At 42.5% G+C, this 12,142-nt stretch carries 26 protein-coding genes; 24 read left to right on the forward strand and 2 right to left on the reverse strand.

Annotation, left to right across the window (positions count from 1 at the left end):
• Nucleotides 1-149 precede the first annotated feature (149 nt).
• The gene (locus NYE22_RS06895) at nucleotides 150-548 is read right to left on the reverse strand and encodes a helix-turn-helix domain-containing protein (RefSeq protein ID WP_342412404.1); all 399 of its coding nucleotides are present in this window, start codon (nucleotides 546-548) and stop codon (nucleotides 150-152) included.
• Nucleotides 549-699: 151 nt separating this feature from the next.
• Between NYE22_RS06895 and NYE22_RS06900 the strand changes: the two genes are divergently transcribed.
• A complete protein-coding gene (locus NYE22_RS06900) occupies nucleotides 700-951 on the forward strand; it encodes a helix-turn-helix transcriptional regulator (protein ID WP_116316241.1) in 252 nt (83 codons plus the stop codon).
• A gap of 10 nt (nucleotides 952-961) precedes the next feature.
• Nucleotides 962-1,138: a hypothetical protein gene (locus NYE22_RS06905; protein WP_162868980.1), complete on the forward strand. Its 177-nt coding sequence runs from the start codon at nucleotides 962-964 to the stop codon at nucleotides 1,136-1,138.
• A gap of 129 nt (nucleotides 1,139-1,267) precedes the next feature.
• Here the strand turns inward: NYE22_RS06905 and NYE22_RS06910 are convergent, their stop codons facing one another.
• Nucleotides 1,268-1,519, reverse strand: a complete 252-nt coding sequence (locus tag NYE22_RS06910) for a hypothetical protein (RefSeq protein WP_041345248.1) — start codon at nucleotides 1,517-1,519, stop codon at nucleotides 1,268-1,270.
• A gap of 124 nt (nucleotides 1,520-1,643) precedes the next feature.
• On the opposite strand from NYE22_RS06910, the gene NYE22_RS06915 reads away from it, so the two are divergent.
• From NYE22_RS06915 to NYE22_RS07020, 22 genes are all read left to right on the forward strand, one after another.
• A complete protein-coding gene (locus NYE22_RS06915; protein ID WP_017696669.1) occupies nucleotides 1,644-1,784 on the forward strand; it encodes a hypothetical protein in 141 nt (46 codons plus the stop codon).
• 46 nt (nucleotides 1,785-1,830) lie between these two features.
• Nucleotides 1,831-2,559: a phage regulatory protein/antirepressor Ant gene (locus NYE22_RS06920; RefSeq protein WP_342412405.1), complete on the forward strand. Its 729-nt coding sequence runs from the start codon at nucleotides 1,831-1,833 to the stop codon at nucleotides 2,557-2,559.
• A 56-nt stretch (nucleotides 2,560-2,615) separates the two neighbouring features.
• Complete coding sequence (locus NYE22_RS06925; RefSeq protein WP_342412406.1) at nucleotides 2,616-3,185, forward strand: helix-turn-helix transcriptional regulator; 570 nt, start codon at nucleotides 2,616-2,618, stop codon at nucleotides 3,183-3,185.
• Nucleotides 3,182-3,433 (forward strand): YqaH family protein, encoded by a 252-nt coding sequence (locus NYE22_RS06930; protein WP_342412407.1) that lies wholly within the window; start codon nucleotides 3,182-3,184, stop codon nucleotides 3,431-3,433. The genes NYE22_RS06925 and NYE22_RS06930 overlap by 4 nt, the downstream gene beginning before the upstream one ends.
• A gap of 174 nt (nucleotides 3,434-3,607) precedes the next feature.
• Nucleotides 3,608-3,805 carry a hypothetical protein gene (locus NYE22_RS06935; RefSeq protein ID WP_305091017.1) on the forward strand — a complete coding sequence of 66 codons (198 nt, stop codon included), beginning with the start codon at nucleotides 3,608-3,610 and terminating at the stop codon, nucleotides 3,803-3,805.
• A gap of 102 nt (nucleotides 3,806-3,907) precedes the next feature.
• Nucleotides 3,908-4,096: a hypothetical protein gene (locus tag NYE22_RS06940; RefSeq protein ID WP_103803568.1), complete on the forward strand. Its 189-nt coding sequence runs from the start codon at nucleotides 3,908-3,910 to the stop codon at nucleotides 4,094-4,096.
• The gene (locus NYE22_RS06945; protein ID WP_342412408.1) at nucleotides 4,096-5,046 is read left to right on the forward strand and encodes a YqaJ viral recombinase family protein; all 951 of its coding nucleotides are present in this window, start codon (nucleotides 4,096-4,098) and stop codon (nucleotides 5,044-5,046) included. The genes NYE22_RS06940 and NYE22_RS06945 overlap by 1 nt, the downstream gene beginning before the upstream one ends.
• Nucleotides 5,047-5,048: 2 nt before the next feature.
• Nucleotides 5,049-5,891: a recombinase RecT gene (locus tag NYE22_RS06950; protein ID WP_268515929.1), complete on the forward strand. Its 843-nt coding sequence runs from the start codon at nucleotides 5,049-5,051 to the stop codon at nucleotides 5,889-5,891.
• A 164-nt stretch (nucleotides 5,892-6,055) separates the two neighbouring features.
• The gene (locus tag NYE22_RS06955) at nucleotides 6,056-6,754 is read left to right on the forward strand and encodes a DnaD domain protein (protein ID WP_326216741.1); all 699 of its coding nucleotides are present in this window, start codon (nucleotides 6,056-6,058) and stop codon (nucleotides 6,752-6,754) included.
• Complete coding sequence (locus NYE22_RS06960; RefSeq protein WP_342412409.1) at nucleotides 6,639-7,577, forward strand: ATP-binding protein; 939 nt, start codon at nucleotides 6,639-6,641, stop codon at nucleotides 7,575-7,577. The genes NYE22_RS06955 and NYE22_RS06960 overlap by 116 nt, the downstream gene beginning before the upstream one ends.
• On the forward strand, nucleotides 7,574-7,717 hold the full coding sequence (locus tag NYE22_RS06965; RefSeq protein ID WP_064670937.1) for a hypothetical protein: 144 nt from the start codon (nucleotides 7,574-7,576) through the stop codon (nucleotides 7,715-7,717). Before NYE22_RS06960 ends, NYE22_RS06965 begins: the two co-directional genes overlap by 4 nt.
• A gap of 93 nt (nucleotides 7,718-7,810) precedes the next feature.
• Nucleotides 7,811-8,110, forward strand: coding sequence for a hypothetical protein (locus NYE22_RS06970; RefSeq protein WP_064670938.1), 300 nt, complete (start codon nucleotides 7,811-7,813; stop codon nucleotides 8,108-8,110).
• Nucleotides 8,097-8,555: a DUF1064 domain-containing protein gene (locus tag NYE22_RS06975; protein WP_257437957.1), complete on the forward strand. Its 459-nt coding sequence runs from the start codon at nucleotides 8,097-8,099 to the stop codon at nucleotides 8,553-8,555. Before NYE22_RS06970 ends, NYE22_RS06975 begins: the two co-directional genes overlap by 14 nt.
• A 374-nt stretch (nucleotides 8,556-8,929) precedes the next feature.
• Nucleotides 8,930-9,133: an XtrA/YqaO family protein gene (locus tag NYE22_RS06980; protein ID WP_130573137.1), complete on the forward strand. Its 204-nt coding sequence runs from the start codon at nucleotides 8,930-8,932 to the stop codon at nucleotides 9,131-9,133.
• Between the two features lie 34 nt (nucleotides 9,134-9,167).
• Entirely contained in the window at nucleotides 9,168-9,497 is a 330-nt protein-coding gene (locus NYE22_RS06985; protein WP_342412410.1) for a hypothetical protein, read from the forward strand.
• Nucleotides 9,494-9,742, forward strand: a complete 249-nt coding sequence (locus NYE22_RS06990) for a hypothetical protein (protein WP_064911548.1) — start codon at nucleotides 9,494-9,496, stop codon at nucleotides 9,740-9,742. The genes NYE22_RS06985 and NYE22_RS06990 overlap by 4 nt, the downstream gene beginning before the upstream one ends.
• Before the next feature lie 125 nt (nucleotides 9,743-9,867).
• Nucleotides 9,868-10,086 carry a hypothetical protein gene (locus tag NYE22_RS06995; protein WP_041345372.1) on the forward strand — a complete coding sequence of 73 codons (219 nt, stop codon included), beginning with the start codon at nucleotides 9,868-9,870 and terminating at the stop codon, nucleotides 10,084-10,086.
• Nucleotides 10,083-10,739, forward strand: coding sequence for a dUTP diphosphatase (locus NYE22_RS07000; RefSeq protein ID WP_041345374.1), 657 nt, complete (start codon nucleotides 10,083-10,085; stop codon nucleotides 10,737-10,739). Before NYE22_RS06995 ends, NYE22_RS07000 begins: the two co-directional genes overlap by 4 nt.
• Nucleotides 10,739-11,071 carry a hypothetical protein gene (locus tag NYE22_RS07005; RefSeq protein ID WP_014480883.1) on the forward strand — a complete coding sequence of 111 codons (333 nt, stop codon included), beginning with the start codon at nucleotides 10,739-10,741 and terminating at the stop codon, nucleotides 11,069-11,071. Before NYE22_RS07000 ends, NYE22_RS07005 begins: the two co-directional genes overlap by 1 nt.
• Nucleotides 11,068-11,454, forward strand: a complete 387-nt coding sequence (locus tag NYE22_RS07010) for a YopX family protein (RefSeq protein WP_342412411.1) — start codon at nucleotides 11,068-11,070, stop codon at nucleotides 11,452-11,454. Before NYE22_RS07005 ends, NYE22_RS07010 begins: the two co-directional genes overlap by 4 nt.
• Nucleotides 11,451-11,813, forward strand: a complete 363-nt coding sequence (locus tag NYE22_RS07015; RefSeq protein ID WP_268484560.1) for a hypothetical protein — start codon at nucleotides 11,451-11,453, stop codon at nucleotides 11,811-11,813. Before NYE22_RS07010 ends, NYE22_RS07015 begins: the two co-directional genes overlap by 4 nt.
• Nucleotides 11,813-12,121, forward strand: a complete 309-nt coding sequence (locus tag NYE22_RS07020; RefSeq protein ID WP_342412768.1) for a hypothetical protein — start codon at nucleotides 11,813-11,815, stop codon at nucleotides 12,119-12,121. The genes NYE22_RS07015 and NYE22_RS07020 overlap by 1 nt, the downstream gene beginning before the upstream one ends.
• Nucleotides 12,122-12,142 lie beyond the last annotated feature (21 nt).

Genomic DNA, 12,142 nt, shown 5'->3' on the forward strand with positions numbered 1-12,142 from the left:
CAGAAATAACCTCACGGATCACCTCAAAAATTGAGGTTGAAATGGTTTCAACTGAATAGTTTACCTCAAATTTTGAGGTGAAGTGTTCAGCATTAATTAAACTAAACTAAACAATAATAATAAATAAAGATAAAGAGATCGTTATGTAATTATTTTTTGTTCCCGTTTTTAATATCTCCGGGTTGTCTCCCTGATTTTAATTGCTCAGCAATAATTCTTTGGGCTGCTTCTAAAATTGAAGCTGTTATCTTTCCATCAGCAGCGGCAACCAGAGTATCAGGATCTTCAAGAATCTTTCTTGCTTCTTCGTTGAAGATTTTATCTTGAGTCTCTTTGTTTTCGCCTCTAAGTAAGAAGTCGATTGATACATCGAAATAATCAGCAATCTTTATAAGAAGATCATAATTAGGTTCTCGGGTACCTAATTCATATTGCGATAAAGCAGATCGTGTAATATTTAGCTTTTTAGCTAAACCTTCTTGTGTTAATCCAGCTTGTTTTCTCAAAGAAGTTATTCTTTTACCAAGCATAAAATCACCTACTTTCACTATGAACAACCACTATCATTATACGCCACACAATGTAGCAAAAAAATAATTGCAACAAAATGAGCCGAAAGTTATTGACAGCCACAAATTGTTGCATTAGAATGAAATCAACAAGTTGTTACGATATGTGGCGAACGGAGGTGTGAATCAAATGAGTAAAATAAATAGTCGCCAGCTACTAACAGCTTTAAGAAAAAGAGAAGGCTCTCAGTCTTTAGTTTCTAAAAAACTAGGAATTTCTCGTCAATACTTATCGGCAATGGAGACTGGAGACAGAAACCCAGGTGTTAAGCTAATGGTTAAAATGTCGAATCACTTCAACGAAAAGGCTGAAAAGTTGTTCCCAGATCTTTTTTTTGAAGAGAATTGCCACAAAACGAAGCAAAAATCCCACACAGCATAGGAGTGAAAACATGAATCAAAAGAAGATAGATCAATTAAACGATTTGTTGAATGGTATGTCTCAGTCTGAATGGAATCGGATCAAACAACATGTAGATATGTTGTTCAGTTCTAAAGTCGCCAAAGTGCAGTTTGACGACTCAGAACTATTAGAAATTAACTTAAAACGTGAATTTAGAATTTCTTAATATGAACCAATAAAAGGAGTTAGATTCAAATGAACAAAGCAAAAGTAATTGCTTCAGCCACGAACTGGACCATCAATGAAGCCGCCAACTTCATTGAAAAATCCAGTCCCGGCCAAGTTGAATTTTGTCTTATTTCTTGTTTGGAATTTCTAAGGATTCAAGGTCGATGTCGTATTCCTTCAGTTTCTTAGCAAGCTCAGAATGATAGCTTTTGACAGTTAGTAAGCTGATATCTTGAGCGAATTTTTGAAGAAATAAGTGAACATCTTTTTCATCTTTCATGAATTCCGGTAAGTCTTCCTTACCGTACATGCTGAGATTACCAGCGTGTTCTGTAAACCATTCAAGATAAGCATTGTCACTGATTTTCTTAAAATCCATATATTCTCCCCACCTTTCACGTAGAAGATTTTACCACAAGTGAAAGGTTGATAGATTACAAAGTAAGCAAAATTCTTGGTTAGTCCAACCGTCCAACACGAATACACTGACGTGAGGTGATCACATGGCGAAACAAACTAAGAAAAAAACAACAAACATCAAGATGGGCAAAGAATATTACGGAACGATGGACAGAGAAGAGTGTTTCCGTAAAGCTCTTGAGCCGTACTTCACTTCTAAAAAAGAATTAAGGCTTCACGCTTAATTATCTGCTTCACCTTTTTTTGGTGGACAAGCAAGGAGGTAACAGCATGAATCAAATTGTTTTTATTGAAGGCAACCAAGCCGTAACAGATAGCCTAACAGTGGCTGAGGTATTCGGAAAACGACACGCCGATGTAATAAAAAGCATTGAAACACTGAATTGCTCTAAAGATTTTACTGAACGAAATTTTTCGTTGAGTGAATATGAAGATCCAACAGGACGATCATTGAAAAAATATCTGATCAAACGTGATGGACTCGCATTTTTGATTTTTGGTTATACGGGTGCAAAAGCAGCAGTGTTCAAAGAAAAATACATTGCTGAATTTAACCGGATGGAAGCCGAGCTTCAAAAAATGACTCAACCGTCCTACATGATCGAAGATCCAGTCAGCCGGGCAAAGCGATGGATCAGCGAGCAGGAAGAACGGCAGCAACTTGAACAAGCATTGAAGATTCAGGAACCATTGGTCAACTTTGCACAGAGTTGCATGGCGGCTGAAAAATCATTGCTTGTGAGAGAACTGGCAAAGCTTGCTTCGAAAAACGGCATCATGATTGGTGAAAAGCGACTGTTTCAGAAGCTGCGCGAATGGAAGATGATCATGGCCAACAAGAATGAGCCATACCAGGAATACATCGAGCGAGGTTTCTTTGAGATTGCACAGGGGGTGCGCCAAGTAAACGGGACGCCGAAATCCTGGCTGACAATGCGCATCACTCCGAAGGGACAAGCCTTCATCATCAATAAGCTGAAAAAACAGCAAGCCAGCTAGTTCCTTCATTACTTAAATTTTACCAGTTAAAACTAAATATATCAGGGGGCAAACATATGTCGAACAATCCATACAATATGGACAATTTACCAAGCATTCTCAGGCGAGAACGCAAAAGGGCAGGATTGTCGCAGTATCAAATTGGCAAGGTGATTGGGAATAGAGATCAATCGTATGTCTCCAATGTGGAAAACGGTATTTTTCCTCTTACGCCTGATCTGTGTATCAAGTGGTTTGAAGCTTGCGGAGCCTATGAACACATTGATCTAGTGCATTTCTTGTTTAAGCTTCATCCGACAGCGGCGGCGCCTATTAATCCAGCGTTAAATGAGAGTGCAAGTAGTGCGGTTATCAATATGATTCATCAGCTCGAAGAAGCATTGCAAGCTACAAAGCATCTAGCGCGCTGGCTGGCAAATGATCGGCCTGGAAGGTCAGATGATATACCGATGGGGGACATCAAACAAATATTTGATCTGATCCCAGCAAATAAAACTCTGATTTATTCATTAGTGCGGAGTCACGGTTTAAGCATGCAAGAGCTGGCCGATAGGTGGACGCGCAAAGCATTAATGGATCGGGTTGCAATGGCAAAACAAGAAGAAAGAAAGGCGGTTTTGGTATGAAAACTAATCAATTTTTGAAGTCAGATATAAATGCTGCAAAAAGAAAAATTGAATCAGCGGAAGAGCTTTCTATCATGCTTTCAGAGGCATTGCGTGATGGTGACTATGAAGAGGCAATCAGTCTCGCCGGAAGTATCAAAGTTCTTACAGAGGATATCAGCAGACTGGCGAATAAAGGGCGGTTGACAGCTATGAAAATGCAACAGCGGGGCATCAATCTGGCAGTGATAAGTAGGTGTTTGGGATGAATCTCAGAAAATTTGAGCTCGCGGCAAGCTTCTTGCGACATGCCCAAAAGGCGGCATATTCAGAGGAAGATATCAAAGGAGCTGTGAGCATTCTGCATAAGGAATTTTACTCTTTAGAAAATGCAATCGACAGTCTTGCTGAACTTGCTAAAGCAAAAGAAGGAGCTGAGAAGATTGAACATCGAAAACCCAATGATTCTGAACAACTGGCACGACAGGCTGACTGAGCCAGAAACACAAAAGGATTTTTTCGGGGATGAAGTTACGCCAATTGATGATTATGTAATTGATTGCGGCACTTTGATTTTGAGAGAGAATCTTGATCGTTACCTAAAACAGCAGCTTGGCTTCAAATTTAAAAATGAGCAATAAAAAAGCCCACTCTGGCAAGTGGACTTAATTAAAGGCTATCTGAAAACTCAAGTAACAATATTTTATCAGATAGCCTCAAGAAAATCAACGGAGGTTTTATACATGGCTAAAGCAGTAAAAGTGGCATTCAGCGAGCGTGCGGAGGATCAGCAACGTTTAAGACAGGTCGGCGGTTCAATTGTATTCGCCAAAAACGGTAAAGCGCAGTTTAGTTTCCCTTCAATGGATCACTACCGGGAATGGCAGCGGCTTGGCGCGGAAGCTTACAAAAGAAAGGTGGGGCTGATCTGATGCAAGCAGAGGTTTTCGCTTCGACGGCGGAAATGAGTCGGGACGAATGGCTTCTTGAGCGACGGAAGGGCATAGGTGGTTCAGATGCTTCCGTAATTTTAGGCATAAACAAATGGCAAACACCGTTTGAATTATGGTTAGACAAAACAGGTCAGGTGCCTGTGAGCGAATCTGGCAGTGAGGCTGCCTACTTCGGTTCACTTCTTGAAGACATTGTTGCAAAAGAGTTTGAGATACGCAGCGGAAAAAAAGTAAGGCGAAGAAAAGCAATGCTCAGACATCCCAAGCATGATTTTATATTGGCAAACGTTGATCGAATGATTGTTGGCGAAAAAGCCATTTTGGAGTGCAAAACCACATCGGCATACAACCTGAAAGAGTGGGAAGATGACGAGATTCCTGACAGCTATATTGTTCAGGTCCAGCACTATCTAGGAGTGCTAGGGCCAGAATATAAAAAAGCATATTTTGCTGTACTGATCGGCGGCAATAAATTCGTTTGGAAAGAGATTGAGCGCGATGACGAGCTCATTGCAATGATCTTTCAGGCTGAGATTGAATTTTGGAATGAAAAGGTCTTGGGCGGAAAGGCTCCGGTTCTTGACGGTTCGAGTGCTGCAGAAGAATATCTCAAGCAACGTTATGCCGAGGCAGAAGGCGGCAAAGTCGTTGATCTCACATCTGATAATAAAACACGCATTCAGCAGTATTTGCATCTGAAAAAACAGATAAACGAACTTACATTGCAGGCAAAGGAATTAGAAAACCAGATCAAACACGAAATGAAAGAAGCAGAATACGGCTTCATCGGAAACTATCAAACTAGCTGGAAGTCAGTTTCAACGAACCGGATCGACAGCAAGAAACTTAAAGAACAGTTTCCAGATGTATATGAGAAAGTCACAAAAGAAGTGCAATTCAGGCGCTTTGGAATTAAGGAGGTTAGCTGAATATGGCTACAAATCAAACGCTTAAAAACAGCATTCAGAAGAAACAAAACAGTGCCCCAGGACAACAGCAAGGAACAACGATGAAGGGCCTACTTTCTTCTCCGGCAGTCATGAATCGATTCGAAGAAGTTCTGGGAAAAAGAGCGTCTCAATTCACAGCGTCAATTCTGAGCCTGTACAACAGTGAAAATACGCTTCAAAAGGCAGAGCCTATGAGTGTAATTTCTTCGGCAATGGTGGCAGCAACGCTTGATCTGCCAGTGGATAAGAACTTGGGGTATGCCTGGATCGTTCCGTATAAAGGCCGCGCGCAATTTCAGCTTGGTTACAAAGGGTACATTCAGCTTGCTTTGCGGACGGGCCAATATAAATCTATCAATTGCATACCGGTTCATGAAGGAGAATTGCAAAAGTGGAATCCGTTGACCGAGGAAATTGAAATTGATTTTGAAAAGCGGGAATCGGAGTCGGTTATTGGTTACGCTGCTTATTTTGAACTTTTAAATGGATTCCGAAAAACTGTCTATTGGACAAAGGCGCAAGTCGAGAAACACAAAAAGAAATTTAGCAAGTCGGACTTCGGTTGGGGCAAGGACTGGGATGCGATGGCACTCAAAACCGTTCTAAAATCCATGCTCAGCAAGTGGGGGATTCTCTCCGTTGAAATGCAAAAGGCAGTCATTGAGGATAACGAGGAACGCGAGCGAATTGACATTACTGACGAAATGACTGAGCCAGAAATCATTGATGCGGAACCATCCGAGGAAAAACCAAGCGCGCAGGATGCTGACCCTTTTGACGGTAAGCCTGTAGATATCAGTGACGATGACCTCCCATTTGATTAAGGTTAGTATCCCCTTCTGTTATAAGTGGCTGGCAGAAGGGGCACCCAATCGCGCGCAGTTGTTCCGTGCTTATGTTGAAGGCTATCTCAGAACAAATGAACCTGGCTTACGTTTAGTCCGCATCAGCGGAATGACAGCACTGTGTGAAAGGAAGTAGGTGAGCCATGAACTACCTGAAAGAAATGAACGGCTTCATGAATTGGCTAGAAACGAATCCGTTGTCTGCTACAACTCAAGCATTATGGTTTCATCTTTTGCACATCAACAATAAAGCAGGGTGGCGGGAGTGGTTCACCACTTCAAACACCACTTTGCAAGCAAAGATCGAGATTTCCGAAAATACGTTGATCAAACACCGAAAGATGTTGATTGATCTTAAGAGAATTGAATATAAGCCGCAGGGGAGGAAAGCAGGGCAATACAGGCTGATCTCATTTGAAACGCCTGTATCAGAGCAGGAACCATCAGAAAAGCCTGTTCCTGAACCGGCACCAACACCAAAAGAAACGCAGGAGGTTGATCCAAAAATGAAAAACGCTTTTGAGCTATTTGAAAATAAGGTTGCCCGTTCAATCGGTACCATCGAAGCGCAAAGAATCGGCTACATGGTGGATGATTACGGCGAAGAAAAGGTCATGGAAGCAATGAAACTGGCTTTCAGAAGTAAAGGCAGCAACGTTGGTCTGAATTACATTGAGGCGATCCTGTCCAACCCGTTCAGCCAAAAGAGAAAGGAGAAACAACAGAATGGCTATAAACAAAGCAGTCAGCATAGACACAGCGTTCCAAGCAATGATGAAGGGTCTTCAAGCAAAATCGCGTTCCTGGGAAACAGAACAGGCCGCATCAGAAGAAAAGGTTGAATATGAATGCTCCGAGTGTAAGGATCGCGGCGTTGTGATTTACCGGGTTCACAAGGATACAAAATGGAATTTAGACAAACAGCTTGATCTATTAGTGCCTGAGAGCATGGTACCGGAAGATGACTTTCTTTCTGGCAAGGTTTGCACGCCGGATAAGGCCAGGGAATGGAAAACAACGTATTCCAAGCAATGTGAGTGTGTGAAACGAAAGAAAATAGCGCGGCTCATGGCAGCCAGCGGCATTACAGAAAAGTTCGAAAAGCTGTTGTTTGGCAACTTCAAATTAGATGGCAAACCCCAAATGATTAAAGATGCCTATGAATGTGCGGTCGAATACTTCAAAGACTTTGAAAAGATCAAGGGAGAGCGTGCCAATAGCATTGCTCTGCTGGGCCAGCCGGGCAGCGGCAAAACCCATCTGTTAACGGCCATCATGAACAATCTCATTAAGAAGAAATCGACTCACTGCCTGTACTTTCCTTACGTTGAGGGCATGGGTGATCTCAAAAACGACTTTGACCAGCTGGAAACAAAGCTGAACGCCATGAGAAAAGCAGATGTGCTGTTCATTGATGACTTATTCAAGCCAGTTGACGGGAAGCCAAGGGCAACTGAATGGCAAGTCGAACAGATCCAGTCAGTTGTGAATTATCGCTACCTGAACCATAAACCTCTGCTGATCTCTTCTGAGCTTACAACGGACGATCTGCTGGACGTTGACGAGGCGCTGGGCTCTCGGATTTACCAGATGTGCAAGTATTACACGGTGATCATTCAGGGCAACCGGATGGAATTAAATCATAGATTGGGTGATTGGGATTGAACGAGAAAACGAACGTTATAGGATCCAAAGGAATGTATTTGTTCGGGCCTGCTGAACAAAAGGGCGGCAAGGACCTCACACCAGCTATCCAGGTGCTTGAGGAAAAGATCAGACAAATGGAGCTGATGCCGAGTGCTTAAAGCGGTGATGCTGCTGCCGGCAATCATACTAACGGCGCCAGCAAAAGAAAAGCAGATTCAGCAATGGGAAGAGAGTGACGGGAGGTAAGGAGAATGAAAGTGTTAGAAAATCAGACGCTTTACCAGTGTGAACATTGCGGAAAGCGGCTGATGACAAAGCACGGTGCTAGGTTGCACGAAAGAGAATACTGCTCGGTTGTCAAAGAGGCTGAACAGAAAAAACGTCAGGAATCCTGTGAACATAAACACATGGAAATGAGTTACTGCACTATGCCGGGAGAAGGTCATTTGCAAATACCTGACTATGAATGTTGTATTGACTGCGGCATGTCAGAAATGGAGATTGCAGAACAAAAGAATAAGTTTCAGGAGGCATCACATGCCAGCAAATAAGTACGGCGCAAGAAAAACACAGGTAGACGGCATCACGTTCGACAGCCGGGCCGAAGCCAAATACTATGAGCAGCTGAAATGGCTCAAGGTGAGCAAGCAGATCAAAGATTTTAAGCTGCAGCCACGGTTCCTGTTGCAAGAGGCATTCAAAAAGAACGGCAAAACTTTTCGGAAGATTGAATATATTGCAGACTTTGAGGTTTATAACTTGGACGGCAGCATCGAGATCATTGACATCAAGGGCGTTGAAACAAAGGAATTTGCCATCAAGCGCAAGCTGTATGAGCGGCTTTACGATACGCCACTCAAGGTGCTGGCTCTGGATAAGTCACTTGGCTTCATCGAGCTGGACGAGCTGAAAAAACTCAAAAGAAAGGCGGGAAAGTCCACTGTTAAACGTGGTAATCGCAGACGATCGGCCGTTGTGGGTGCAGGAAGAAGATAAGCTCATGGCCTGTATGACACGTTGCTCTCAGTTTAAGGCATGCGCCAGCCGAATGGGTTCTGATTGCAAGAAGCTCGGCGGCACGGAAATTCCCAAAATCAATTCAGGAGGTAGATACCATGGAACAGCAAAGCATCAATCCTTACAAGCCAGGACCGGTTGAAGAGTGGAAGATGACACCGTAACAGCTGGCCGAATACGTGAAAAAACACCCGATCGTTTACCGGGAGGATCTGAAACCATCGCCAGCATTCACGATGGCCGGATGGAAACCGGATCACTATTAAACACAAAAAAGCACCGAAGCGCTAGGCCCCGATACTCTGATATGAACTGGTACTTCTATCATAGCACATGCACAGGGGGCGCGCTAGGTGAACAAACCACAAGAAATTAATTTAAGCAAAGATATAACAATTGAACAGGCAATTAAGCCGGGCAAAATACAGATTCTTATTTTAGATGGGAACGAGGGCACTGCACATGTCCTTGAAGCCCCAGAACACGGTGAAACAATCATTCAAACAATTAAGGGCGGTCTGTCTCGTTTAGATTATAGGATCGGCCACAAATTCTAATAGCAGGGGCTTTCCCCTGCGGGGGAGGAACGGCATGAAAGAGAGAATTGAACGTCTGAAAAAACTGACATACATTTCGCAGAATGAAATTGCTTGGCTTATAGAGCAAGCTGAACTGGCTGAAAAGCGTCAGGAAATCATCGAGGAAAACAAGCGTCAGCAGGATGTAACGGTTCATCAATTCCGGCAGGCTCAGGAAGAGATTCAGCGGCTTACAAAAGAGAATGACAGGTTTAGAAAAGCCTTTCATCTGTTCGCAAATATGAAAACAGTGAGAACGGCGCCTGAATTAGTAATTCAAAGCTATTCCCGATATGCGAAGGAGCTTCTTGAAGGCAGAGGAATGGAGGGTGATGCGAAATGATTCCTTTACAAGTTGAGCTTCAGCGGGCAGTCAAAGCCACGAAAGACGAAGCGATGACAGTTGAGCAGGCGGCGGAACTTCTAAAAGTGCATCCAGATTACATACCAGTGCTTGTGGCAAAGTCAGACGATCTGAAAATGATCGGTGATGAAACTATCATTGCAAAGCGTGATAAGACAAATGGCTGGCTCATTGGGGCGATGGTTTTGGTTTTATTCTTTGCAATTGCAGTCGGCTGGGAATAGGGGGATGACATCATGATCGAATACAGCTGCCCTGAATGTGGTCACAACGAATTAGATATAAAAATCCGCCCAGATGCACGCTTCCCGAAATGCGGCTGCAGCATGGGCGTTGAGGAGGAAATAGCGTGAAAATAGATAGCGTCTTATCATCAGAAAAAAAGCCATGTGCAGTATGCAATAGAGAAACTGACTCTTATAAAACTTATGAACAATCAAACATAACCATAGAAATACCAGCGTGTGATACAGAAAGCAGAAATTGTTTGCAGAAAGTAGACGTGAAAGATATGGCTTCATTCGCTATAAAAGTGATCAAAAAAGATATTCAGGAGGATGCGCAATGAATCTACAAAAAATGTTCGAAATGCAAAAGGCGCTTGATGAACGGATCATCAAAGAAAAGGGGCTTGAGGGGCAGGACTTGCTGCCAAACCTCATTCTCGCTTTACAAGTAGAGCTGGCCGAGTGTGCGAATGAATGGCGCGGCTTTAAGCATTGGAGTAATAATCAGCAGCCATGTACAGAGGTAACGATCTTATGCACAAGTTGTAACGGAACCGGTGATGAAAATGAAGAAGCAAATTTAGAAATGCTCATGGAAGGAAAGGAGGGCATTGGTTATTCACCTTGTGATGACTGCAAAGGAACAGGGAAATTAGGAACGAAAAACCCACTGCTTGAGGAATACGTGGACTGCCTGCATTTTATCTTGAGCATCGGGAACCGGCTTGGCTGGAATGACACTGACACCATAGATGATGTAGTCGTACAGCATTTAATATCTGACAAAGAGTTTGACACAGCAAAAACATTCTCTTGCTTGTTATCCATTGCTTATGGATTCCATTTCAGCAATGTGGAAAAGCGGACATATATCAGCTTGTTTACAACGTTCTTTGAATTAGGCAACAAGCTCGGCTTTAAATGGGAACAAATCGAAGCTGCATACATGGACAAAAACGCCGTCAATCATCAGCGGCAGCAGGAGGGGTATTGATGAACCACACTGACAACCCGATCATTTCAGCTTTACAAACAATTGAAGGAGGAAGAACAATGAATTTCTATGAAATCACTGAACCATATTACGCACTTCTCAAAGCGGAAGACAAGGCCGAAGCCGAGAAAATTTACATTGAGAACGTCGCCGACACGGACGATTACGATAATTTTCAAGATGAAGAAATCAATGAGGTAAGCCGTGATTATGCCCTTAGTGAATACAAAAGAATTATGGAGAAATATGGCGAAACCAATCATCATCTGATTATGGAAACGTTCAATGTTCCGGCGGGTGAAATGCTTATTTGGGACGGTTCACTAGAATGAACACAGCATACAGAGTTTGGGACGGCGAGCAGATGTATTATTGGGATGATGAGGGGATGAGTTTGGGAATTATCGGTACTCAGTGGGTTTTGTGGCGTAATGATAGATACGGTTTCCAGAATTGCATTACAGGAAGTCATGAAGAAGGATCGGCTCTCATGTGGGGCACAGGGTTGAAGGATAAGAACGGCAAAGATATTTATGATAAAGACATCGACATGACGGAAGGTGAACCGATGATCGTTGCTCGTGCAGGTGGTAACTTTGGTCTTAAATATCCCAGTGATTGCGATTACCATATTGATGATTGTATAAATTGGGATGAATGCAACATCGGCGGCAACATCTATCAAAATCCTGAGTTATTGGAGGGTGCAGAGTGATGCTTAAATTGACAACTGAGCAGTACAATGCATTCTGTACATTGTTAGGAATAGGAAATAAAGATGTGATTATTTCTGAAATCATTCATTTTCACGGAATATGGGGAGACACCGGCAATATGGAATATTCCCCTTTAAACAACATTCCTCGCTATTCATTAATTGAAGCGGTAGTGAAAGAGAATTTTCAAAAGCTGAAAACACCATTAGAAGAAGTTGAAAGGCTGATAAGTGTATATGAGAGAAGAGCAGATGCAATATCGCATGAGGAAAATCCGTTGCATGATGCATTCAATGATTTTGTCGTTGAATTGAATGATCTGAAAGAGATCATTTTGAATCAGGAGGGTGCGGAGTGATGATTCCAGCTATTGTATTCGAAGCGAAAGACAAAGAGAAAAGATTTTTATGTGATGGACCAGATTGTGGGGATTGGTCAGATGAAAGATTGGATGTAAGTATAGAGGACATTACTGATGCTCTTGTAATCGTGAGGAAGGATAAAAGTATACCTGATGATAGCGATGTTGAGGATTTTTATAGATTTTTAGGGAAATTGAAATTCGGACCAGATGCTTCGGACATTAAAAAGTATTATACGCCAGTACACATCGCATTAACAGAAGAACAATACAAAGTCATTGAAGATCGACGGAATGATTGGTAAGGAGATACTATACAAAATTAT

This window comes from Bacillus sp. FSL K6-1560, from assembly GCF_038592935.1.
Lineage (GTDB): Bacteria > Bacillota > Bacilli > Bacillales > Bacillaceae > Bacillus > Bacillus subtilis.